We start from the raw sequence: 22368 nt of genomic DNA, 5'->3' as shown, positions 1-22368 counted from the left end.
CTTGATTTGGCCTGACAGTGGCCCGCATCCCATCCTATGACTGGACCCATGAAAGCCACCGTAGCCGACATCGCCAGGAGCTGCGGCCTGTCGACCGCGACCGTCGACCGGGTGCTCAACAACCGTCCGGGCGCAAGCGCGGCCAACCGGCAGCGTGTGATGGAGGCGGCCAAGCAGCTCGGCTACCTGCCGACACTCGACCAGGTCGTGCTGCCGTCGAAGCCGGCGCATCTGGAATTCTTCCTGCCGATCGGGTCCAACGCCTTCATGGCCGATCTCGCCCATCACATCGAGGATTATGCCCAGCGCCTGCCCTTGGTCGCTTCCTGCCGCATCCACAACCTTGCCGGCATTTCGTCGGGCGCGCTGCAGGGCGCGGTGGAGAATCTGTCGCTCAAGGCCAATGGCGTCGGCGTCATTGCCGTCGACCACCCGCGCACGCGCAACATCCTGCGCGAGCTGGTCGATGCCGGGATAAGGCTGGTCACGCTGATCTCGGACGTGCCCGCGGCGCCCCGCTCGGCCTATGTCGGGATCGACAACCGGGTGGCGGGCCGCACGGCGGCGCTGTTGATGGGCCGCTTCCTCGGCGGCCGCACCGGACATCTGGCGATGGTGGTCGGCTCGCGCTCCTATCGCGGCCACGAGGAGCGCGAGATGGGTTTTCGGTCGGTGCTCAGCGAAGAGTTTCCCAACCTCACCGTCTCAAGCGCAGTCGAAAGCAACGACGATCCGGACGCCAGCTACAGGGCCACCGTCAAGGCGCTGCACAACGAACCGGACCTGCTCGGCATCTACTGCGTCGGCGCGGGACGCTCCGGCGTGGCCAAGGCATTGCTCGAGGTCAGGCCGCTCAGGAAGCCCGTCTTCATCTGCCATGACCTGACCAAGGAAACGCGCCGCTACCTCGTCGACGATCTCGCCGACGTCGTCATCGACCAAAATGCGCGGCTGATCGCCGAGCAGTCGGTGATCCGCCTGCTTGGCTCCATCGCCTCGTCGGCGCCTTATCTGACGAAGAAATTCATCGAGCCGCGGCTGATCTTCAAGGAAAATGTGCCGGTGCAGTGAGGCGCGGGCGGCTGCTTCGCGGATTTGTCTGACGATTGATCCCGCGATTCTGCACAGCAGCTATGCACGTTTCGCAATTGCCGAATCGTTAGGCAACCCGTATTTCTCTGGGTGTCGGCCGTCTCCTCCTCCCAGATGTGATGCCGACGCTGAGTACGGTACACCTCCTCCCGTGCCGTATTCGAAATCGAGCCCGCTGCCACCTCCTCCCGGCAGCGGGCTTTTTCTTTGCCGGTACGAAAACCCGAGAGCGCGCTTTGTTTTGCGCCTGTCGTGTTCCCAAAACCGCTTCGCACTTTTGGGCGACAGGCGCCCTCAGCGCGCCCGGAAAGAGGCGATCAGGCTTTCGGCCATGCGCACGAACTGCGCGCTCGGGCCTTCCGCGCCGACGCTCTGCATGGAGACACGCGCGCCTTCAAGCAGCAGCGACAGCGTGTCGGCGAGAAGTTCCGCCTGACCGATGCCGGCGTCGTGGCAAAGCGCAACCAGCTTCTCGCGCTGGGCCTCCTTCAATTCCTTGATGACGCGCCTGGCCGGATGATCGGTCTCGGTGAGCTCGACGGCGGCATTGGCCATGTCGCAGCCGCGGCTGTCGGCGCTGAGCAGTTCCGAGGCCTTGCGGACCCAGGCATGCAGCTGGGCTAGCTTGTCACCGGGATGCTGGGCTTCGAACTCGTCCCACATCCTTGAAGCCTTCGCCGCCGTGGCGCGCAGGCATTCGACGACCAGTTCGTCCTTGGACTCGAAATGACGGTAAAGCGTCATCTTGTTGGTGCCGGCGGCCTCGGTGATGGCGTCGACGCCTACACCCTTGATGCCGTGCTTATGGAACATGTCCTGCGCCGTCTCCAGGATACGGTCCCGCGGGCGGGAGCGCTCCGCAACGCCGTCAGTCATCATGCTCTCCTTTCGTCGTTTCCAAAAAAACCCGGGCCACCTCTTGACTAGGGTGTTACCGGTCTGTAACTTCCAGAATGTTACTTACTGGTAACACCTATATCATTCCCCGTCAACGACAAGGCCCACCGATGGCCCTGCCAGAATGAGATAGGACAAAACCTGCCTGTCATGCGGCTTCGGCCGGTGAATTCGAAAAAGCAGCCCGTGATCAACCGATGCGGGCCGCAAGCAAGGAGCTGCTCCTATGCAAAAGCGCAAAGACCTGACCATCGACGAAGCCATCCGGGATCCGATGATCCGGCTGGTGATGAAGGCGGACGGGGTCGATCCCAAGGCCTTCGAACGGATGCTGCGCTCGCGCGCGGCCGAACCGGCGCCGGACGACGAGATCCCGCTAACCTTCCTGGAAGACCCCGGCTCCGGCCGGGCCCGGCGCATGCGCCATTTGGCAAGACCGTTCGGCGAGGCATCCGCGTCATGGTAAATTTCTTCATCCACCGCCCGATCTTCGCGTCGGCGATCGCCATCATCATGGTGCTCGCCGGCGCCATCGCCTATTTCCTGCTGCCGGTCTCGCAATTCCCCGACATCACGCCGCCGCAGGTCGTGGTCAGCGCCCATTATCCGGGCGCTAGCGCGCAGGTCGTGGCCGATACGGTCACCACGCCGCTCGAGCAGCAGATCAACGGCGTGCAAGGCATGACCTACATGTCGTCGACGAGCTCGAATGACGGCTCCTCGACCATCACAATCACCTTCGATGTCGGCTATCCGCTGAGCACGGCGGCCGTCGACGTGCAGAATCGCGTCTCGCAAGCGGCATCCTCCCTGCCGGCCATCGTCAACCAGGGCGGCGTGACGATCAAGAAGCAGAATCCCAATTTCGTGCTGATCGTCGACCTCACCTCGCCGGACGGCTCGGTCGATCCGGTGGCGCTGAGCAACCTCGCCTATCTTCAGGTGGTCGATCCGCTGAAGCGCCTGCCCGGCGTCGGCGACGTGCAGATCTTCGGCGAGCGCCGCTATTCGATGCGCGTCTGGCTCGACCCGGACAAGCTCGCCAATCTCGGCATCACCGCCGTCGACGTCCAGAACGCCATCGCCGAACAGAACGTTCAGGTGGCGGCGGGCAAGATCGGCCAGTCGCCGGCGCCTGCCGGCACCGCCTTCGAAATGCAGGTCAACGCCGTCGGCCGCTTGAGCGACCCGAAGGAATTCGGCGACATCGTCGTGCGTGCGAACTCGCAGAATGGCTCGCTGGTCAGGCTGCGCGACGTCGCCCGCATCGAACTCGGTGCGCTGCAATATTCCTCGTCGGCCTTCTTCGGCAAGGACCCGACCGTGGTGCTCGCCGTCTACCAGATGCCCGGCTCCAATGCGCTCGACCTGCAGCAGCGGGTCAAGGACAAGATGCAGGAACTGTCGCAACGCTTCCCGAAGGGCGTCAGCTACGCCATGCATTACGACACGACGCGCTTCGTGTCGGCCTCGATGCATGACGTGCTGATCACGCTCGGCGAAGCGCTGGTGCTGGTCGTGGCGGTGGTCTTCATCTTCCTGCAGAGCTGGCGCACCACGATCATCCCGACCATCGCCATTCCCGTCTCGCTGATCGCGACGCTGGCGGTCATGTACATGCTGGGCTTCTCGCTCAACATGCTCTCCCTGCTCGGCATGGTGCTGGCGATCGGCCTTGTCGTCGACGACGCGATCGTCGTGGTCGAGAATGTCGAGCGACAATTAGAGGCCGGGCTGAAGCCGCTGGCTGCGACGCGCGCGGCGATGGCCGAAGTGACCGGGCCGATCATCGCCACCACCGCGGTTCTGATGGCGGTGTTCGTTCCCGTCGCTTTCATCCCGGGCGTCTCCGGCCGGCTCTATAACCAGTTCGCGTTGACGGTCGCGATCTCCGTCGGCATCTCCGCCTTCAATTCGCTGACGCTCTCCCCGGCGCTGAGCGCGGCCTTCCTGCGCCATCGCGGCGAGACGCAATTCGTCCTCTTCCGCTGGTTCAACGCCGGCTTCGACTGGCTGTCGCATGCCTATGCCCATGGCGTGCGCATCCTGATCAAGCTGCGCTGGGCGATGCTCGGCCTGTTCGCGGCCGGCCTCGTCGCCACCTACTTCGTCTGGCAGAAGTTGCCCTCGACCTTCCTCCCCGTGGAGGACCAGGGCTATTTCTTCGTCGTCATCCAGCTGCCGGACGGCGCCTCGCTGGAGCGCACGGACGCGGTGGCGCAGAGGGCGCGCGACATCCTGCAAAACACGCCCGGCGTCGACATCGTCGGCTCGATCAGCGGTCTCAACTTCCTGACCAGCGCCGCGCAGTCGAATTCGGCGGTCGAGTTCGCCATCCTGAAACCCTGGGACGAACGCGGCCCCGAGCAGAGCGCGTCGAAACTGGTCGAGCAGGTGCGCGGCAAGCTGATGCAGATGCCGGACGCGTTCGCGCTCTCCTTCGATCCGCCATCGATCCCGGGCATCGGCACCACCGGTGGTTTCGAATTCCAGGTGGAGGATCTGTCGGGGCGCGGAAGCGCTGCGCTGAACGACGTCACGCAGGCGCTGATCGCCGAGGCGCGCAAGCAGCCGGAGCTCAATCCGCAGCAGCTGTTCTCGTCCTTCTCGACGTCGACGCCGCAGTTCAACTACGACCTCGACCGCAGCAAGGCGAAGCTGCTCGGGCTCAACCTGCCTGATGTCTTCAACACGCTGCAGATCTATCTCGGCTCGCTCTACGTCAACGACTTCAACCTGTTCGGCCGTACTTTCCGCGTGACGATCCAGGCCGACAAGGACGCGCGCGCCGACGCGACCGACATCTCCAGGCTCTATGTGCGCAACGCGTCGGGCGGCATGGTGCCGCTGAGCACGCTGGGCAAGCTGGTGCCGATCGTCGGCCCCGAGACCGTGCCGCATTACAACAACAATGCCTCGGCCCTGATCAATGGCGGCGCTGCTCCCGGTTTCTCGTCCGGACAGGCGGTGGCGGCCATGGAGCGGGCGGCGGCGAACGTGCTGCCGCGCGACTTCGGCTACGAATGGACCGGCATCACCTATCAGGAGCTCAAGGCCGGATCGATCGCCTCGGTCGTGTTCGGGCTGGCGATCGTCTTCGTCTTCCTGATCCTGGCGGCGCAGTATGAAAGCTGGGCGATGCCCTTCATGGTGCTGCTCGCCGTGCCGCTCGCCTTGTTCGGCGCCTTCGTGGTGCTTCTGCTGCGAGGCATGCAGATCGACGTCTACTCGCAGATCGGCTTCGTCATGCTGATCGGCCTGGCGGCGAAGAACGCGATCCTGATCGTCGAGTTCGCAAGACGCCGGCGCGAGGAAGGCCTGACCATCGTCGAGGCGTCGATGGAAGCGGCGCGTCTGAGGCTGCGGCCGATCCTGATGACGGCCTTCGCCTTCATCCTCGGCGTGCTGCCGCTGATGTTCGCGACCGGCGCAGGTGCGGCCAGCCGGCAGTCGATCGGCACAACCGTCTTCGGAGGCATGGTGGCGGCGACCATCCTGTCGCTGGTCTTCGTGCCTGTCTTCTACGCGGTGATCGAGCAGTTGCGCGAGCGCCGCGGCGGGAAAGAAACAGCCAAGGGGCATCATGACGCCCCTCAGCCAGATGAAATTGAACCGACCGCCGAGCCGGCGCTTCAGCCGCTCGCCCAGGCGGCCGAATAGGATTGGAGACCAACATGCGTAGATGGAAAATCGCTTTGGGAACGGCCATTGCGCTCGGCGCAATCTCGGTGGCAAGCGTGCATTTGCTCGACATGGGCAACCTCAGCGGAGGCACGGCGGGCGCCGCGCCCGCGCCGGCGGCCTTCGTCATGCCGGTGCCGGTGGTGAACGTCGTCAAGAAGACGCTGCCGATCTATCTCGACTATGCCGCGCGGGTGGAGTCGATCCGCAGCATCACGCTGCAGGCCCGCGTGCCGGGCTATTTGCAGGAGCAGACCGCGGCCGACGGCAGCAACGTCAAACAGGGCGACCTGCTCTACCGGATCGCGCCTGAGGACTACCAGGCCGCGCTCGACCAGGCGAAGGCGCAGGTGCAGCGCGACGCCGCGACGCTCGACTATGCAAAGTCCAATCTCGGCCGCGGCACCGACCTCGCCAAGGCCGGCTACCTCGACAAGGACAGCTTCGACCAGCGCACCAGCAATCTGCGGACGGCCCAAGCGGCCCTTGCCGTCGACCAGGCGGCGGTGCGGACGGCCGAGCTCAATCTCGGTTACGCCGAGATCAAGGCGCCGTTCCCGGGCCGCATCGGCCGCAACCAGGCCTCGGTCGGCACGCTGGTCAGCGTCGCCGGCACGGTGCTCAACACCTTGGTGCAGCTCGACCCGATCTACGTGACCTTCAATCCGAGCGAGACCGACCTCGTGCAGATCGAGCAGGCCAAGGCCGCCGGCCCGATCGCCGTCGACGTGCTGCTGCCCGGCGAGACCCAGCCCAGCCAGAAAGGCCAGCTCACCTTCATCGACAACACGATCGACCATTCGACCGGCACCATCACGGCGCGCGCCACGATCGGCAACGCCAAGTTCACGCTGCTGCCCGGACAGTATGTGCGCGTGCGGCTGCATGTGAAGGAGCAGCCCAACACGCTGATGGTGCCGCAGGTGGCGCTGGGTTCCAGCCAGCTCGGCAAGTACCTCTACGTGCTGGGCAAGGGCAACACCGTCGACCAGAAGCTGGTCTCGCTCGGCCCGACCGACGGCGATCTGATTTCCGTGACCTCCGGCATCTCCGAGAACGACCAGGTGATCACGGGCAATTTGCAGAAGATCGGACCCGGAATGCCGGTTTCTCCCTTGCCGCAACCGAAACCGGCCAGCTGATAACCCCCATCAGTTTCCGGTCCGACGGCGCCCCCGACACCCACGTCGAGGGCGCCGTTTTGTTAAGCAGATCTAGGCAATTCCGGACGCCGGTTCGCGGCGTAGGCTCCCGGTATTGCGTCCAAGCAGTTCAACCAGGCCGGCAATATCCGCGCGCTCAGCCTTGGCCGGCAGCATGAAGGCGCAATAGGGCTGGCCGAGGCGGACCGAGACGGATGACAGGGCGATCAGCCGGCCTGCTTCGAGATCGGCGCCGGCCATGATCCGCTGGCCGAGCGCTATGCCCAAGCCCAACCTCGCCGCGCCGATCGCCAAGCTGGAGAGACCCACGCGGCGGCCATGCGAGGGGTCAGGAGCGCGGTTGCCGCCGACGGCCGCGAACCAGTCCGCCCAGCTCGGATGCGAGGCATAGTTGGGACCCCAGTTGGTGTGGATGAAGTGGCTCTCATGCACATCGGCCAGGCTGGCATTTCCGTTGCCGTAACGCTGCCAGAATTCAGGAGCGGCGACCGGCAGCACCTCGTCATGGACGAGGCGGACCATTTTCAGCGCCGGATAATGGTAATCGCCATAGGAGATGCGCAGATCGATGTTCTGACGGACGACGTCAACAGGATCGTCCTCGACGCGCACATCGATCGCCATCTGAGGAAAACCATCGAGCAGCACCGCAAGCCTGGGCGCCAGCCAAAGCTCCGCCAGGGAGAACGGCACGCTGACGACAAGGCGCGTCCGCAGACCGCCTTCCAGCATGCGCCGGCCGACCGCCGCGATCTCGCCCAGCGCATGCGCCGTCTGCGGGTAGATGGCGTGGCCGGCATCGGTCAGCGCGATGCGGTTGCCGTTGCGCACGAAAAGCTGCTTGCCGAACCAGTCTTCCAGGTTGCGGATCTGCTGGCTGACCGCGGCCGACGAGACACCGAGCTCGCCTGCAGCGACCGTGAAGGAGCCGGCGCGGGCCGCGACCTCGAAGACCCGCATCGCATTCAACGGCGGAAGCTTTTCCACGCTCTATCCTCGAAAGATTTTCTTAGGGGAGCCTAACAATTTTCGGCGTTGCGGCAAAGATTTCCTTGCCGTGTAGTGGTCTCAGATTTTCGGAGGACGCTATGATCGAAACCATTCTCGACCTCGACCGCTATCCACTGAACCGCGAAGGCAGTCCTGAATGGCAGCGGCTGGTAGACGAGTCCAAGGCCGCGCTCACGGCGAACGGCATGTTCAACTTGGAAGGTTTCCTGCGCCCCGGCATTGCCGAACGGGTTGTCGCCGAGATCCGGCCGGTGATGGACACGAACTCGCATGTCCACAAGCGCATGCACAACATCTACTTCAAGCCGTCGATCCCGGAGCTTTCGCCGGATCATCCGGCGTTGCGCAAGGTCGAGACGATCAGCCATACGGTGTGCGCCGACCAGATTGCGGGCAGCACCGTGCTTTCGATCTACGAATACGCGCCGCTGCTGCGGTTCCTGGCGGCGGCGATGGGCAAGCCGCAGTTGCATGTCATGCAGGATCCCCTCGCCCGTGCCAATGTCATGGGCTACCGCGCCGGCGAAGCGCTCAACTGGCATTTCGACCGCTCGGAATTCACCACGACCCTGCTTTTGCAGGCCCCCGAGATCGGCGGCGACTTCGAATACCGCACCGACCTGCGTTCGGACGATGATCCGAACTATGACGGCGTGGCCCAGTTGCTGGAAGGGCGCGATCCCGACGCAAGAATCCTGCGCATGAAGGCCGGCACGCTGAACGTCTTCCGCGGCAAGAACACCGCGCACCGCGTCACCACCGTCGAGGGCAATCGCGAACGCATGATCGCGGTGTTCTCCTACTACGAGCGGCCAGGCGTGATGTTCACCGATGAGGAGCGGATCGGCTTCTACGGCCGCGCGGCTTGAGACTATTTGGAAATTCTACTCTGGCGGCCATCTGCCGGCGTTTTCTGCGCTTCCGGTGCTCATGGACCTAAACGTCCGCTGCGCTCCGGTACTCGAAACCACTGCCATATGACTCGCCAGACGGTATCTGCACGATCTGGAAAAAAGGCGCTTGTTAGATTGTCGACAATCTGTTTGTCTTGCAGAACTTCCTCCTCGGGACTCGACCTATGGCAAAGCTGGATTTCAGTCCGATCGCGGATACGACGCGCAGGGCGGAGATCGTCGCCCTGCTCAGGCGAGCCACACTGACCGGACAGCTGGAGCCGGGCCAAAAGCTCAACGAGCTCAGAATTTCCGAGCAGATGCGGGTGAGCCGCGCGCCGCTGCGCGAGGCCATGCGCGAGCTGGTGCAGGAAGGCATCCTGACCAGCATTCCCTATGCCGGGACCTTCGTCATCGAGGTCACCGCCAAGGACATCATCGACGCCTATTCCCTCAACAAGGTGCTCGACGAATTCGCCATCGAGCAGACCTGGCCGCAGCGCGACCAGCGCTTCTTCAACGAGCTGGACCGCCGCCACGAGGCGGTGAAGCAGGCGACACGGGCAATGGACACCACTCGCCAGATCGAGACGGCGCTGCAATTGCATGGGCTGATCTACGAGTGGGCCGACAATTCGGTCCTGCTCGAAACCTGGCAGCGGCTGACCAGCCGGCTGCAGATGTATTTCGCCCTGCATCAGCGGGCGCGGAACGAACCGGTGCCGGCCGAAGATGTGCACGAGACCTATGTCGCCCTGATGAAGGGCTCGGACATGGGCGCCGCCCAGCGCCATGCGCGCGAGCATATCGACCTCGATTTCGAAGAGCTTCTCGCCTATGCGCGCAGCCTCGAAAAGCGCACGTCGAAGAACTGACACAAGCGGACGACGGACAGCAAAGTGAAGATCAAGAGCATAAAGGCCTATCATGTCGTGCAGCCCTTCGCGGATGGGCCCTACCGCATGTCCAAGGGGCGGGTTGCCGACTGCTTCGACGCGGTGATCGTCGCCATCACGTCCGACAGCGGCGTGACCGGCTGGGGCGAGATGGCGCCGCTCGGCAATTTCTACTCGGCCGCGTTTCCGGCGGGAACACGCGCGGGCGTGCCGGAAATCGCGCCGCATCTCATCGGCCACGACCCGCGCGGCCTTGCCGGCATCTGCAGGCTGATGGACACCGTGTTCAAGGGCCATCCCTATATCAAGGCCGCGCTCGACATGGCGTGCTGGGATCTCGCCGCGCGCGCGGCCGACGCGCCGCTGGTGACCATGCTCGGCGGCCGCGAAAGCGAGACTGCGGAGCTTTACCGGGTCGTCACCCATGGCACCATCGACCAGATGGCCGCACTTGCCAAACGTATCGTCGCCGAAGGCTACCACCGGCTGCAGGTCAAGGTCGGCGGCAATGTGCGAGAAGACATCGAGCGGGTCACGGCGGTAGCCTCGGCCGTGCCGAAAGACACGGTGATCTTCTGCGACGCCAATGCCGGCTGGACACCTTACCAGGCGCGCCAGTTCGCCGATGCCACCCGCGGCATCGACTACACGTTCGAGCAGCCCTGCACGACGATCGAGGAGAACATGTCGGTGCGCCGCATGCTCGACAAGCCGATGGTGCTGGACGAATCCGTCACCTCGCTGGGCGAGATGCTGGAAATCCACCGCCGCGGCGCCGCCGACGGGCTGACGCTGAAGATCTCGCGGCTCGGCGGCGTGACGCAGACGCGGCTGATCCGCGACGTCGCCGTCGATCTCGGCTTCATGATCACGGTGGAAGACACCGGCGGCGCCGAGATCGATACCGCCGCCATGGCGCATCTGTCGCTGTCGACGCCGGAGGAGCGCCGGCTGCATGCCATCGCCTTCCACGAGTGGGTCACGGTGCGCACGGCCACCAACAAGCCTCCGGTGACCGGCAGCCGCTTGGGCATTCCTGACGGCCCGGGCCTCGGCATCGACGTGGACCCGAGCCTGCTCGGCAAGCCCTTCTTCGAGATCGGCTCAAGATGAAGATCAGGCGCGTCAAGGCAACCCCGATCAACTACAGGCTGGAGGCTCCTTATGTGTGGGTCTTCGGCGAGCTCGACGGCTTCTCGCCGACCATCGTCGAGGTCGAGACCGAGGACGGGCTTGTCGGTATCGGCGAGGCGCCGACGCCGGGCGCCGCGGCCGTCATCAACGACCTGCTGGCGCCAAGGCTCGCCGGCCGCGATGCCTTCGACATCGCCGGCGCGGAGGAAGTGTGCCTGCCCTTCTGGAGCGGCGTGCAGTCGATCAACGACCGCACGCGCGTCATGGCCTTCGGCGCCGTCGAGATGGCGCTGTGGGACCTGCGCGGCAAGGCCTGGAAGCAGCCGCTCTACCAATTGCTCGGCGGTGCGGTGCGCAAGGAGATCCCCTTCACCGATTATTTTTCGCTGCGTGGCGATGGAGCGAAGGTCAAGGGCGAGAAGTCGCCGGAAGAAGTCGCCGACTATTGCGTCGAATTGCACGAGCGCCATGGCACGACCTTCTTCGAGGGCAAGTTCTCGACGCAGGATCCGAAGCTGTCGCTGAAGATGGTCGAGCTGATCCGCAAAAAACTGGGCGACGATGCGATGATCCGCATCGATTCCAACCAGGCCTATTCGCTGGCCACTGCCAGGCAGCTGGCGCGGCCGCTGGAAGAGCTTGGCGTGCGCAATTGGGAGGATCCGGTGGCGACGATCGAGGAGATGCGGGAATTGCGCCGCCACAGCTCGATCCCGTTCTCGACCCACAATATCGACATTGCCCGCGCCATGGAGCTGAAAGTGCCGGACGCCTTCGTCGGCAATCCGACGGCGCATGGCGGCATAAACCGCATGCTGCGCTTCGTCGGCGCCTGTGAGCATGCCGGCATCGATTACTGGTGCTACAGCGGCGACACCGGCATCGGCAGCGCCTGCTACCTGCATCTGTGCGCCGCGCTCGGCTGGATCAGGGAACCCAACCAGTCGCTGTTTCGCATGCAGCCGATGGACATCATCGAGGAAGGCCCGTTCGCCCCGAAAAACAACGTCGTGGGCGTGCCGGAGGGGCACGGCCTCGGAGTCACGCTGTCGCAGGACAAGCTCGCCGCCTGCCATCGCGACTTCGTCGAGGATGGACCCTGCAACAAATATCACGCCCCGGAAAAGCCCGGGACTTACCGCAGACTGCCGCTGAGCTAGGAGGATACCGAAAAGCAAGCAGGACATATCGAGAAAAAGGGTGGCCACGGGTTCGACCCAGTCGCCTGGCTGGCAGACAATGCATCAAGAAAATCTGACTTTCCGGCTTCAACCAGCGGATGGACCGGTCGGAACCGCATGCTACAGTCCATCGACCAATACTGATGAGTGCCGGGACAGGAGAACTCCACGGAACTTGTCAAATGGAATGCACTCGCCAACCACAACAACTGGGGAAAGGGCTTAGACCCATGAGCAAGAACTACCGCATTCTCGATCTCATCCGGCGCAGCCGCACGCCACTCGAAAATCACCTCATCGACGGCCTGATCGACGGCCGCGTCAGCCGCCGCGAATTCGTGCGCCACGGCAGCCTGCTCGGCCTGTCGCTGCCGCTGCTCGGCCGCATCGGCATGGCGGCCGGCTTCGGCGCCGCGCCCTCGCTCGCTCGTGCCGCCGGTGCGGCGGGCGCCACCATCCGCGTCGGCAGCAGCGTGCCGGCAGCGGCGATCGATCCGGTCACCATCGCGGACGCCGGCGGCCTGCTTGTCATGCAGCAGGTGGCCGAATTCCTCTGCGTCGACGGCACCGACCTGGTGCTGAAGCCGGCGCTGGCTGAAAGCTGGTCGCCGAACACCGACGGCACGGTGTGGACCTTCAAGCTGCGCAAGGGCGTGAAATTCCACTCAGGCGGCGAGATGAAGGCCGACGACGTGGCCGCCAGCATCGACCGGCTCGCCGATCCGGCCAACTCGTCCAACGCGCTGTCGGTGTTCACCGGCATCCTGCAGAAGGGCAACACGAAGAAGGTCGACGACTACACCGTCGAATTCCATCTCGACGCGCCGAACGGCAACTTCCCCTACATGGTGTCGTCCGACAACTACAACGCCGTCATCATCCCGGCGAGCTATAAGGGGGACTACGAGAAGAGCTTCGACGGCACCGGACCGTTCAAGATCGAAAAATACACTCCCAAGGTCGGCGCCTCCTTCGTGCGCAATGACGACTACTGGGGCGACAAGGCCTTGCCGGATCGCACCGAATTCACTTTCTTCACCGACATCCAGCCGCAGATCCTGGCGCTGCAGGGCGGCCAGATCGATATCATCAACCAGATGCCGGTGCTGGCGGGCGTCGCCGTTCTCAACGATCCGAATGTCGACATCATCAGCCTGAAGTCGTCGGCGCATCAGCAACTGCATATGCACTGCGACGAGGGCCCGACGAAGGACGCTCGCGTGCGCCGCGCCATCGCGCTCTGCCTCGACCGCGAGAAACTGGCCGCCGGCCTGATGAAGGGACGCGCAGCGCTCGGCAATGACAGCCCGTTCGCGGCGGTCTACCCCTCGACCGACACCAGCGTGCCGCAGCGCAAGCAGGACATCGCCCAGGCCAAGCAGTTGATGGAGGCGGCCGGCCTCGCGCAGGGCTTCAAGATGACGCTGACCACTGAGCGCTATCTGGAAATCCCGGAATACGCCCAGCTCATCCAGAACTGGGTCAAGGAAATCGGCATCGAGCTTGAGCTCAACATCCTCGACCAGGGCGCCTATTACGGCGATGCCGTGTTCGGCAAGTCGAACTGGCTGGATTCGGCGATGGGCATCACCGATTACGGCCACCGCGGCGTTCCCAATGTCTACCTGGCGGCACCCTTGAAGAGCGATGGCACCTGGAATGCCGCCCACTTCAAGAACAAGGACTACGACCAGCTCGCGGCAAGCTATATCGGGGCCCTCGACCTCGAGGCGCAGAAAGCCGACGCCGGCAAGATCCAGAAGCTGCTGCTCGAGGAAACGCCTGTGATCTTCGGCTATTTCTACGACTACCTGACGGCGACGGCGAAAGGCGTGGCGGGCGTGCAGCCCACCGCCATGTCGCAATTGTTCCTCGAGAAGGCTTCGAAGGCCTGACGCGAGCGAACAAGCTTATCCCTAACAGCCGGCTGTCCACGGAGAGCCGGCTTCAATAGGAGTATTCGCCATCCTCGTCTTCCTCGTCCGGCGCCTGGCTCTGTCGCTCGTCACGCTGTTTTTGCTCAGCGTCATGGTGTTCCTCGGCGGCCAGGTGCTGCCCGGCAATGTAGGGCGGGCCATCCTCGGGCCGTTCGCCGACCAGCGCGCGGTCGATGCGCTCAACCATTCGCTTGGCGTCGACCGGCCGCTGCTCGTCCAGTACGGAAGCTGGATCTGGAACTTCCTGCACGGCGACATGGGCACGTCCTACGTCTTCCGCGCGCCGGTGGCGCCCTTCGTTGTCGATGCGCTCGGCAATTCGATGAAACTGGCGCTGATCGCCTTCGTTCTGGTGGTGCCGATCGGCATCCTCGGCGGCGTTGTCGCGGCGCTCAACCTCAACCGCCCGCTCGACCGCATCATCAGCCTTGGCGGCCTGTCGGTGACGGTGCTGCCGGAGTTCGTCACCGGTATCATCCTGATCCTGATCTTCGGGGTCTGGCTGCGCTGGCTGCCGATCGCCGCCGCCTGGCCGAAGGGCGCCGGCTTCTTCACCCAGATCTATTATCTTATCCTGCCCTCGCTGCCGCTGTTTTTGGTGCTGTTCGGCTATATCGCGCGCATGGCACGGTCCGGCATGATTGAGGCGCTCGATTCCGACTATACGCGCACCGCGGTGCTCAAGGGCCTACCGTGGCGCACGGTGATCTGGCGCCATGTGCTGCGCAACGCGCTGCTGCCGACCATCACCGTGATCGCCACCCAGACCGGCTATCTCATCGGCGGCCTGGTCGTGATCGAGACACTGTTCCGCTACCAGGGCATCGGCTCGCTGATCTTCACCGCCGCGCGCGGCAAGGACTTTCCGATGCTGGAGGCCGGCATCCTCACCATCGGCATCGTCTACGCGGTGGCGACCTTGGTCGCCGACTTCCTCTATTCCGTGCTCAATCCGCGCATACGGCTGGGGGCAGAGCAATGAGCGCAACCGACACGCCCGTCGGCATGCCGGCGCCCTCCGCACCCGACACCGCGGGGCGCAGCCCCTGGGGCGAGGTGCTGCATTCGCTGGCGAGGTCCGGCACCTTCCTGACCGGGCTTTTCATCCTGCTGTTCTGGGTCGTCTGCGCGCTGTTCGGCCAGCACTTCGTCCCCTACGACCCGCTGGCAAGCGACATCATCAACGCGCTTACGCCGCCGGCGGCCGATCACTGGTTCGGCACCGACCAGCTTGGCCGCGACGTGTTCTCGCGCGTCATTGTCGGCTCGCGCGACATCCTGACCGTGGCGCCGCTGGCAACCATCCTGGCGACCATCGCCGGCACCGCGCTCGGCCTCGTCATCGGTTATTTCCGCGGCATCGTCGACGATGTCATCAGCCGCGTGCTGGAAGCCTTCATGGCGATACCGGTGGTGATCATCGCGCTGCTTGCCATCGTCGCGCTCGGCACCTCGAAGGTGACCGTCATCGTCGTCATTGGCCTGAGCTTCGCGCCGATCATCGCCCGCACTGTGCGCTCGGCGGTGCTTGCCGAACGCGAGCTCGACTACGTCGCGGCGGCAAAGCTGCGCCACGAAGGGGCACTGCATACGATGTTCGTCGAAATCCTGCCCAACGTCATCCCGCCGATCCTGGTCGAGACGACGGTTCGGCTGGGCTATGCCATCTTCGCCGTCGCCACGCTCTCCTTCATGGGCTTCGGCATCCAGCCGCCCTCGCCCGACTGGGGCCTGTCGATCTCCTCCAATTACGGCATGATCGGCGGCGGCTTCTGGTGGACGGTGCTGTTCGATGCCCTGGCCATCGCCTCGCTGGTAATCGGCGTCAACCTGGTGGCCGACGGCGTGCATGGAGCGTTCAATGACTGAACCCAGGCAAGCCGCCAACGCGCTCGAACTGAAGGACCTTTCGGTCGCCTATCGCGTTGGCCGCCGCAACCGCGCGGTGCTGCGCAACGTCAACCTGACCGTCAAGGCCGGCGAGGCCTACGGGCTTGTCGGCGAATCCGGCTGCGGCAAGTCGACCGTGGCGCTTTCGGTGGTGCGCTATCTGCCGCGCAACGGCTCGATCACCGGCGGCTCGATCGCGCTCGACGGCAAGGATATCATGAAGCTCGACGCCGAGGCGCTGCGGCGCGCCCGCGCCGAAAGCGTCTCGATGGTCTATCAGGACCCCGGCAAGGCGCTGAACCCGTCGCTGCGCATCGGCCGCCAGCTCACCGAGATCTTCGAGCTCGCCGGCGTTTCGGGAAAGGCGGCCGCCGACAAGGCGACCGCCATGCTGAACCTTGTGCGCATCTCCGATCCGGCCAGCGTCATGCAGCGCTATCCGCACCAGCTTTCCGGCGGCATGCAGCAGCGGGTGGCGATCGCCATGGCCTTAGCCAACGACCCTTCGATGCTGATCCTCGACGAGCCGACCACGGGCCTCGACGCCACAGTCGAAGCCGAGGTGCTCGACCTGATCGGGCAATTACGGCGCGAGCTGTCGGCCTCGATCCTGTTCATCAGCCACAACCTCGCCGTCGTCGCCAACATGTGCGACCGCGTCGGCGTGCTCTATGCCGGCATGCTGGTGGAGGAAGGCTCGACCAAGGACGTCTTCAACGATCCGCGCCACCCCTACACCGTGGCGCTGCTGCGCTGCCTGCCGCGCGGCGGCCAGCGCAAGGACCAGGGCCGGCTCGACACCATCCCCGGTTTCCTGCCCGGCATCGGCGCCAACATCGTCGGCTGCGCCTTCGCCGACCGCTGCGCGCTGGCGACCGAACGATGCCGCGCAGAGCCGCCGCCGCTCTATGAGCTCGGCGATGGCCGCCTGTCACGCTGCCACTACCACGACAAGGCGCAGGAGCTGCCGCGCGCCACGCCCGCCGACGTTCCAGCCGCAGCACCCAGCCATGCGCCGCCGGTGCTGCAGGTCGAGGGGCTGAACAAGACCTATGCCAGCCATGGCCGTCCTCTGAGGGCAGTGAAGGATGTCTCGGTCAGCCTGAGGCCCGGCGAGACATTGGGCCTGGTCGGCGAATCCGGCAGCGGCAAGACGACCTTCGCCAGGCTGCTGCTCGGCCTGGTGCCGCCGGACGACGGCGGCTCGATCGAGCTCGAAGGCAAGAAGCTCGCGCCACGGCTTGCCAGCCGCTCGGAAGACCAGGTCAAGGCGGTGCAGATCGTCTTCCAGAATCCGGACTCCGCGCTCAACCGCTCGCATTCGATCCGGCACATCCTCAGCCGCGCCTTGAAGCGGCTGGGCGGGCTCACCGGCAAGACGCTGGACACGCGCCTCGAAGAGCTTGTCCGCTCGGTGCGGCTCACCGACCGGCATCTGGCGGTCAAGCCGCGGCAGCTCTCGGGCGGGCTGAAGCAGCGCGTGGCGATCGCGCGCGCCTTCGCCGGCGACCCGCGCATCGTCGTGTGCGACGAGCCGACCTCGGCGCTCGACGTGTCGGTGCAGGCGGCGATCCTCAACCTTCTGGCCGACCTGCAGACGAAGCAGGATGTCAGCTACATCTTCATCTCGCACGACCTCGGCGTGGTGCGCTATCTCTCCGACAAGATCGCCGTGCTCTATCTCGGCCGCATCATGGAGTTCGGACCGTCGGAAGCGGTCTTCTCCGGCCCGCACCATCCCTACACCGAAGCGCTGTTGTCGGCCGTACCCAAGCTCGACCGGACCGAGACCGGACGCATCCGCCTCGACGGCGAAATCCCGAGCGCCGCCAACCCGCCGACGGGCTGCGTCTTCCACACGCGCTGCCCGCGCAAGATCGGCGCCATCTGCGAGACGCAGGAGCCGGAACTCACCGAGGCCCAGCCGGGCCACACAATCCGCTGCCATATCCCTTATGCCGAACTGGCACGGCTGCAGAGGCCAAAGACCGTGGAGCCGGCGTAACCGCGATCAAGGCGCGTGGAGCGCATCCGCCATGCCGAGAGCGCGATCACCCTCGGCAAAGCCGCTGGCGTCCGACCAGTCCCTGACCAACAGGCGCAGGCCTTTCAGCGCAATGTCGAGAGCGTCGGACGACGCCGGGTTGGCAGGGTAGGCAAGGTAGATCGGGCGCTGGAACACGGGCGTGCCTTCGACGCGCTTCAGCTCGCCGCGCTCGATATGCGCGCTCACCGCGCTGAGCGGCAGGTAGGCGGCCGCCTTCTGCGACAGGACATGCTGCAGCCCGATGAACACCAGCCCTGCCGAGATGGCGGGCTTGACGACACCGGCAAAGGCACGATCGTGCTCGATGCGGAACTCCAGCCCCCAATCCATCAGGATGTAGTTGTCGGTCCACGATCCTGGCTGCCCGGTGTGCTGGACGAGCACCACCTGATCGACCGCCAGCGTCTCATAAACGATGCCCGGATGAGGTTTCGGCAGGTAAAGGATACAGATGTCGAGCAGGCCTTCGGCTATCTGGTCGACCGCCAGATCCGGGAAACTGCCTTCCAGCCGCAGCGCCACATTCGGCCGCCTCTGCCGCATCCAGCTGATCCAGGGCGAGGTTATGCTGTCCCAAAGATAGGCAGGCGCGGTCAGCCTGAGCAGCGTCTCGTAGCCATCGGGAACCGCGATGTCCTGCCGCGATTGCTCCCAGGTACGGGTGATCGTCGAGGCATGCGGCAGGAACTGCCGGCCGGCCGGCGTCAGCGTGACGCCGTCGCTGTCGCGGACGAACAGCTTGCGGCCCAGCTGCTCTTCCAGACCGCGAATGCGCGCGCTGACGGTGGACTGTGCGAGATTCAGCCGATTGGCCGCGACGGTGAAGCTGCCATGCGTAGCGACCTCCAGGAAACTACGCAGATTCTCGGTGTCCATGGCTAGCTGCCTTCCGTTGATCGCCATCGAAAATTCCGATGGCTGCAATCAAAAAATATCGCTTTCCGGCTGCGGTCAACAGTGACCTAAATGGCGGCATATCAACAAGAAGCGAGGAATGCAGGCATGCCGAAGCATTTCAGGACCATCGACGCCGCTCGCAAGTCTCTCAGCGCAATCGAAAATTCCGCTATCGATGAATTGCTCGCCGGCAGGATCGGCAGGCGGGAGTTCCTGCGCCATGGCAGCGCTCTCGGCCTGTCGCTGCCCTTCCTCGGCGGCATCACTTCGGCGGTCGGCCTCGGCGCTCCGCAGGCGCGCGCCGAAGGCAAGCCCGGCGGTACGGTGCGTGCCGGCATTGCCGTGCCCGGCGGCGCCATCGACCCGGTCACCTTCTATGACAGCGGCAGCTATCAGCTGGTCTTCCAGACCGCGGAATTTCTCTGCATCACGCAGCCGGACCTCACACTAAAACCGGTGCTGGCGGAGAGCTGGTCGCCCAACACCGACGGCAGCGTCTGGACTTTCAAGCTGCGCAAGGGCGTGAAATTCCACAATGGCGAAGACTTCAAGGCCGACGACGTCGTGGCGACCTTCGATCGGCTTGCCGATCCGAGCGGCACGTCCAACGCGCTGTCGGTATTCAAGGGCCTGCTGTCGAAGGGCGGCACGCGCAAGGTCGACGACCACACCGTCGAATTCCACCTCGATGCGCCGAACGGCAGCTTCCCCTATTCGGTGTCGATCGACAACTACAACGCCGTCATCCTGCCGGCGAGCTACAAGGGCGACTACGAAAAGACCTTCGAAGGCACCGGGCCGTTCCGGCTCGAAAGCTATACGCCGAAGGTCGGCGCGAGCTTCGTGCGCAACCCCGACTATTGGGGCGAGAAGGCGCTGCCCGACCGGCTCGAATTCAAGTTCTATGGGGATGTGCAGCCGCGTATCCTGGCGCTGCAGGCGGGCGAGGTGGACGTGCTCGACGCCATCCCGCTCGACGTCAGCCAGGTGGTGCTGGGCAACCCCGACATCACCATGCTGCGCGTCGCCTCGACCGCGCATCGCCAGCTCCATATGCGCTGCGACATGGCGCCGTTCACCGACAAGCGCGTGCGCCAGGCGCTGGCGCTGTGCATCGACCGTTCCAAGCTGGTCGACGGTCTCTGCCGCGGCATGGCGGCCACCGGCAATGACAGCCCGTTCGCACCGGCCTTCCCGGCCACCGACAAGTCGGTGGCGCAGCGCACGCAGGACATCGCCAAGGCCAAGCAGTTGATGGAGGCGGCGGGGCTCGCCAACGGCTTCGACATGACGCTGACGACGCTGCGCTATTCCGACATTCCTGGTTATGCGCAGCTGTTCCAGAACTTCGCCAAGGAGATCGGCGCCCGCATCTCGCTCAACATCGAGGACCAGGACAAATATTACGGCAAGGCGGTGTTCGGTCAGTCGGACTGGCTGGACAGCCCGCTCGGCATCACCGACTACGCGCATCGCAGCGTGCCGAACGTGTTCCTGAAAAGCCCACTGGTCAGCGACGGTCCGTGGAACGCGGCGCATTTCAAGAACGCGACCTATGACGGGCTGGTCACCGGCTATCTCAAGGCGCTCGACCTCGACGCGCAGCGCAAGGCCGCTTCCGACATCCAGAAGCTGCTGCTTGACGAGACACCGGTGATCTTCAGCTATTTCCCGGACCTTCTGGTGCCGGTGCGCAAGAACGTGACGGGCCTGCCGCCTATCGCCGCCGGCCTGCTGCTCGACCGCGTATCGGTGGCCTCATGACCATGGTTGCGCGCAAGAGCCCGAGCCGGACAATTTCAGGTCGGGCCGACCTGAAATTGTCCGGCTCTAAAATCAAAGAGATAGAGCATGATGTCGTCCGAAAACCGCTTCACACTTTTCGGCATCATGCTCTAGTCGCAAACGACGAGAAGAGGACGACAACCATTCGCAAGCCCCATCTGCGCGGCCGCGGGCCGCATTTCCCGGTGCTCGACAATATCGTGCAGTATGAGTTCGAACCGGGCTATGTCGCCTTCACCATGCCCTCGCCCAAGCGGCTGCGCGTGCAGGTAGGGTCGATGATCGTTGCCGACACCACCAAGGCGCTGGTGTTCCAGGAGAGCGATCATCTGCCGGTCTATTACTTCCCGATGAGCGACGTGCGCGAGGAGTTCCTGCTGCCGAGCAGGACAGTGACGGAAGACCCGTTCAAGGGCGTGGCCACGCACTACTCGCTCAACACCGGCATCACCCTGGTCGAGGACGGCGCCTGGCGCTACCTCGATCCCGTCAAGGGCTGTCCGCCGATCGCCGACTACATCTCCTTCTATTGGCCGAAGATGACGCACTGGTATGAAGAGGACGAGGAAATCTTCGTCCACGCCCGCGACCCGTTCCGCCGCGTCGACTGCCTGCCTTCGTCGCGGCGCGTCCAGGTGATCCTCGACGGCGAGCAGGTGGCCGATTCACGGCGCGGCGTGTTCCTGTTCGAGACAGGGCACCCGGTGCGCCACTACCTGCCGATCTCGGATACGCGGCTCGATATGTTTTCACCCAGCCGCTACATCTCGCGCTGCCCATACAAGGGCATCTCCAACTACTACCATGTGACGACGCCCAAGAAGCGGCACGAGAATCTCGTCTGGTACTATCCCGAGCCGGTGCATGAGGCCGAGCGCATCAAGGGGCTGGTCTGCTTCCACCACGAGCTGGTCGACAAGATCCTGGTCGACGGGGTGGAAATCCCGAAGGAAGCGACGGCGGCGTCGGACGGGTATTTCTGAGCCTGCACGACGCCGAACCCACCGGCATCGGCACGACTTGATCGAGGCGCGGTTCAGCGCATACCCTGCCTGGAACAAGGGAGGGCAAGCAATGGATCTTTTCAGCCTGGATGGCGGCGTCGCGCTGGTCACCGGCGCCGGCAGCGGTATCGGCCAGGCAATCGCGATCGGCCTGGCTGAAGCTGGCGCCGACGTCGCTTGCTTCGGCCATGCGTCCAAGGGCGGGCTTGAGGAAACCGCTCAAAGGATCACGGAGCTTGGCAGGAAAGCGTTGGTGCTGATTGGCACCGTCACTTCCGAAAGCGATCTCGCAACGGCGATCGATCGTGCCGAAGCCGAACTCGGCGCACTGACTGTCGCCGTCAACAATGCCGGCATCGCCGGCTCGGAAGCGGCCGAGACCATGTCGCTGGAAAAATGGCGCAAGGTGCACGACGTCAATGTCGCGGGCGTATTTTTGTCCTGTCAGGCAGAAGCGCGTGTCATGCTGTCTCGAAGCACAGGATCCATAATCAACATTGCTTCCATGTCGGGCACCATCGTCAACCGGGGACTGACGCAGGCGCATTACAACTCCTCCAAGGCCGCCGTCATACACATGTCGAAGAGCCTCGCCATGGAATGGGCGGACCGCGGCTTGCGCGTCAATGTCGTCAGCCCGGGCTACACGCTGACGCCGATGAACAAGCGGCCCGAGGTGGCGGAGGAAATAAAGATCTTCAAACGCGACACGCCGATGGGTCGCATGGCGGCACCGGAAGAATTGGTCGGGCCGACCGTATTCCTGGCCAGCCGTGCGTCAAGCTTCGTCACGGGCCTCGACCTGATCGTCGACGGCGGCTACGTCTGCTGGTAGAACGAAACGTCGCCTGATGGTGTCC

Annotated in this window: 18 protein-coding genes; 15 read left to right on the top strand and 3 right to left on the bottom strand. The window is 64.4% G+C overall.

The annotated features are described in order from the left end of the window. Positions 1 to 48: 48 nt before the first annotated feature. Entirely contained in the window at positions 49 to 1071 is a 1023-nt protein-coding gene (locus tag YU3_RS0101380; RefSeq protein ID WP_027164546.1) for a LacI family DNA-binding transcriptional regulator, read from the top strand. A 315-nt stretch (positions 1072 to 1386) separates the two neighbouring features. Here YU3_RS0101380 and YU3_RS0101375 read toward each other — a convergent pair whose 3' ends face one another. Further along, positions 1387 to 1968, bottom strand: a complete 582-nt coding sequence (locus YU3_RS0101375) for a TetR/AcrR family transcriptional regulator (protein ID WP_027164545.1) — start codon at positions 1966 to 1968, stop codon at positions 1387 to 1389. 247 nt (positions 1969 to 2215) lie between these two features. On the opposite strand from YU3_RS0101375, the gene YU3_RS0101370 reads away from it, so the two are divergent. From YU3_RS0101370 to YU3_RS0101360, 3 genes are read left to right on the top strand one after another with little or no spacing between them, the layout of a single operon-like run. After that, positions 2216 to 2455 carry a hypothetical protein gene (locus YU3_RS0101370; RefSeq protein WP_027164544.1) on the top strand — a complete coding sequence of 80 codons (240 nt, stop codon included), beginning with the start codon at positions 2216 to 2218 and terminating at the stop codon, positions 2453 to 2455. Next, the gene (locus YU3_RS0101365; RefSeq protein WP_027164543.1) at positions 2449 to 5649 is read left to right on the top strand and encodes a multidrug efflux RND transporter permease subunit; all 3201 of its coding nucleotides are present in this window, start codon (positions 2449 to 2451) and stop codon (positions 5647 to 5649) included. The genes YU3_RS0101370 and YU3_RS0101365 overlap by 7 nt, the downstream gene beginning before the upstream one ends. A 14-nt stretch (positions 5650 to 5663) precedes the next feature. Then, the gene (locus YU3_RS0101360; RefSeq protein ID WP_027164542.1) at positions 5664 to 6812 is read left to right on the top strand and encodes an efflux RND transporter periplasmic adaptor subunit; all 1149 of its coding nucleotides are present in this window, start codon (positions 5664 to 5666) and stop codon (positions 6810 to 6812) included. A gap of 72 nt (positions 6813 to 6884) precedes the next feature. Here YU3_RS0101360 and YU3_RS35815 read toward each other — a convergent pair whose 3' ends face one another. After that, on the bottom strand, positions 6885 to 7820 hold the full coding sequence (locus tag YU3_RS35815; protein ID WP_051333810.1) for a LysR substrate-binding domain-containing protein: 936 nt from the start codon (positions 7818 to 7820) through the stop codon (positions 6885 to 6887). A gap of 101 nt (positions 7821 to 7921) precedes the next feature. Between YU3_RS35815 and YU3_RS0101350 the strand changes: the two genes are divergently transcribed. The 8 genes from YU3_RS0101350 (at position 7922) to YU3_RS0101315 (ending at position 17780) form a co-directional block, all read left to right on the top strand. Then, positions 7922 to 8713: a 2OG-Fe(II) oxygenase gene (locus YU3_RS0101350; protein WP_245273391.1), complete on the top strand. Its 792-nt coding sequence runs from the start codon at positions 7922 to 7924 to the stop codon at positions 8711 to 8713. A gap of 209 nt (positions 8714 to 8922) precedes the next feature. Then, complete coding sequence (locus YU3_RS0101345; RefSeq protein ID WP_027164540.1) at positions 8923 to 9612, top strand: GntR family transcriptional regulator; 690 nt, start codon at positions 8923 to 8925, stop codon at positions 9610 to 9612. A gap of 24 nt (positions 9613 to 9636) precedes the next feature. After that, positions 9637 to 10746, top strand: a complete 1110-nt coding sequence (locus YU3_RS0101340) for a mandelate racemase/muconate lactonizing enzyme family protein (RefSeq protein WP_027164539.1) — start codon at positions 9637 to 9639, stop codon at positions 10744 to 10746. Then, positions 10743 to 11927, top strand: coding sequence for a mandelate racemase/muconate lactonizing enzyme family protein (locus YU3_RS0101335; RefSeq protein WP_027164538.1), 1185 nt, complete (start codon positions 10743 to 10745; stop codon positions 11925 to 11927). Before YU3_RS0101340 ends, YU3_RS0101335 begins: the two co-directional genes overlap by 4 nt. A 251-nt stretch (positions 11928 to 12178) precedes the next feature. After that, a complete protein-coding gene (locus tag YU3_RS0101330) occupies positions 12179 to 13843 on the top strand; it encodes an ABC transporter substrate-binding protein (RefSeq protein WP_027164537.1) in 1665 nt (554 codons plus the stop codon). A 70-nt stretch (positions 13844 to 13913) separates the two neighbouring features. Further along, positions 13914 to 14867, top strand: coding sequence for an ABC transporter permease (locus tag YU3_RS0101325; protein ID WP_156913276.1), 954 nt, complete (start codon positions 13914 to 13916; stop codon positions 14865 to 14867). Continuing rightward, complete coding sequence (locus tag YU3_RS0101320; RefSeq protein WP_027164535.1) at positions 14864 to 15754, top strand: ABC transporter permease; 891 nt, start codon at positions 14864 to 14866, stop codon at positions 15752 to 15754. The genes YU3_RS0101325 and YU3_RS0101320 overlap by 4 nt, the downstream gene beginning before the upstream one ends. Next, on the top strand, positions 15747 to 17780 hold the full coding sequence (locus YU3_RS0101315; protein ID WP_027164534.1) for an ABC transporter ATP-binding protein: 2034 nt from the start codon (positions 15747 to 15749) through the stop codon (positions 17778 to 17780). Before YU3_RS0101320 ends, YU3_RS0101315 begins: the two co-directional genes overlap by 8 nt. A gap of 6 nt (positions 17781 to 17786) precedes the next feature. On the opposite strand, the gene YU3_RS0101310 is transcribed toward YU3_RS0101315, so the two are convergent. Continuing rightward, the gene (locus YU3_RS0101310) at positions 17787 to 18698 is read right to left on the bottom strand and encodes a LysR family transcriptional regulator (protein ID WP_027164533.1); all 912 of its coding nucleotides are present in this window, start codon (positions 18696 to 18698) and stop codon (positions 17787 to 17789) included. Between the two features lie 126 nt (positions 18699 to 18824). Here YU3_RS0101310 and YU3_RS0101305 point away from each other — a divergent pair, with 126 nt between their 5' ends. From YU3_RS0101305 to YU3_RS0101295, 3 genes are all read left to right on the top strand, one after another. After that, positions 18825 to 20483, top strand: coding sequence for an ABC transporter substrate-binding protein (locus tag YU3_RS0101305; protein ID WP_027164532.1), 1659 nt, complete (start codon positions 18825 to 18827; stop codon positions 20481 to 20483). Positions 20484 to 20689: 206 nt separating this feature from the next. Further along, a complete protein-coding gene (locus YU3_RS0101300; RefSeq protein WP_027164531.1) occupies positions 20690 to 21487 on the top strand; it encodes a DUF427 domain-containing protein in 798 nt (265 codons plus the stop codon). A gap of 91 nt (positions 21488 to 21578) precedes the next feature. Continuing rightward, entirely contained in the window at positions 21579 to 22343 is a 765-nt protein-coding gene (locus YU3_RS0101295; RefSeq protein WP_027164530.1) for an SDR family oxidoreductase, read from the top strand. The last annotated feature ends 25 nt before the right edge of the window (positions 22344 to 22368 follow it).

The organism is Mesorhizobium sp. WSM3224, assembly GCF_000427725.1.
Lineage (GTDB): Bacteria > Pseudomonadota > Alphaproteobacteria > Rhizobiales > Rhizobiaceae > Mesorhizobium.
The sequence above is the reverse complement of the archived record's forward strand: the minus strand, read 5'-3'. Positions and strand labels throughout refer to the sequence as shown.

Coding starts and splice junctions, on each gene's coding strand:
- YU3_RS0101315 (WP_027164534.1), top strand. CDS start 15,747: ATGACTGAACCCAGGCAAGCCGCCAACGCGCTCGAACTGAAGGACCTT.
- YU3_RS0101295 (WP_027164530.1), top strand. CDS start 21,579: ATGGATCTTTTCAGCCTGGATGGCGGCGTCGCGCTGGTCACCGGCGCC.
- YU3_RS0101330 (WP_027164537.1), top strand. CDS start 12,179: ATGAGCAAGAACTACCGCATTCTCGATCTCATCCGGCGCAGCCGCACG.
- YU3_RS0101320 (WP_027164535.1), top strand. CDS start 14,864: ATGAGCGCAACCGACACGCCCGTCGGCATGCCGGCGCCCTCCGCACCC.
- YU3_RS0101345 (WP_027164540.1), top strand. CDS start 8,923: ATGGCAAAGCTGGATTTCAGTCCGATCGCGGATACGACGCGCAGGGCG.
- YU3_RS0101350 (WP_245273391.1), top strand. CDS start 7,922: ATGATCGAAACCATTCTCGACCTCGACCGCTATCCACTGAACCGCGAA.
- YU3_RS0101360 (WP_027164542.1), top strand. CDS start 5,664: ATGCGTAGATGGAAAATCGCTTTGGGAACGGCCATTGCGCTCGGCGCA.
- YU3_RS0101305 (WP_027164532.1), top strand. CDS start 18,825: ATGCCGAAGCATTTCAGGACCATCGACGCCGCTCGCAAGTCTCTCAGC.
- YU3_RS0101310 (WP_027164533.1), bottom strand. CDS start 18,698: ATGGACACCGAGAATCTGCGTAGTTTCCTGGAGGTCGCTACGCATGGC.
- YU3_RS0101365 (WP_027164543.1), top strand. CDS start 2,449: ATGGTAAATTTCTTCATCCACCGCCCGATCTTCGCGTCGGCGATCGCC.
- YU3_RS0101375 (WP_027164545.1), bottom strand. CDS start 1,968: ATGACTGACGGCGTTGCGGAGCGCTCCCGCCCGCGGGACCGTATCCTG.
- YU3_RS0101380 (WP_027164546.1), top strand. CDS start 49: ATGAAAGCCACCGTAGCCGACATCGCCAGGAGCTGCGGCCTGTCGACC.
- YU3_RS0101335 (WP_027164538.1), top strand. CDS start 10,743: ATGAAGATCAGGCGCGTCAAGGCAACCCCGATCAACTACAGGCTGGAG.
- YU3_RS0101370 (WP_027164544.1), top strand. CDS start 2,216: ATGCAAAAGCGCAAAGACCTGACCATCGACGAAGCCATCCGGGATCCG.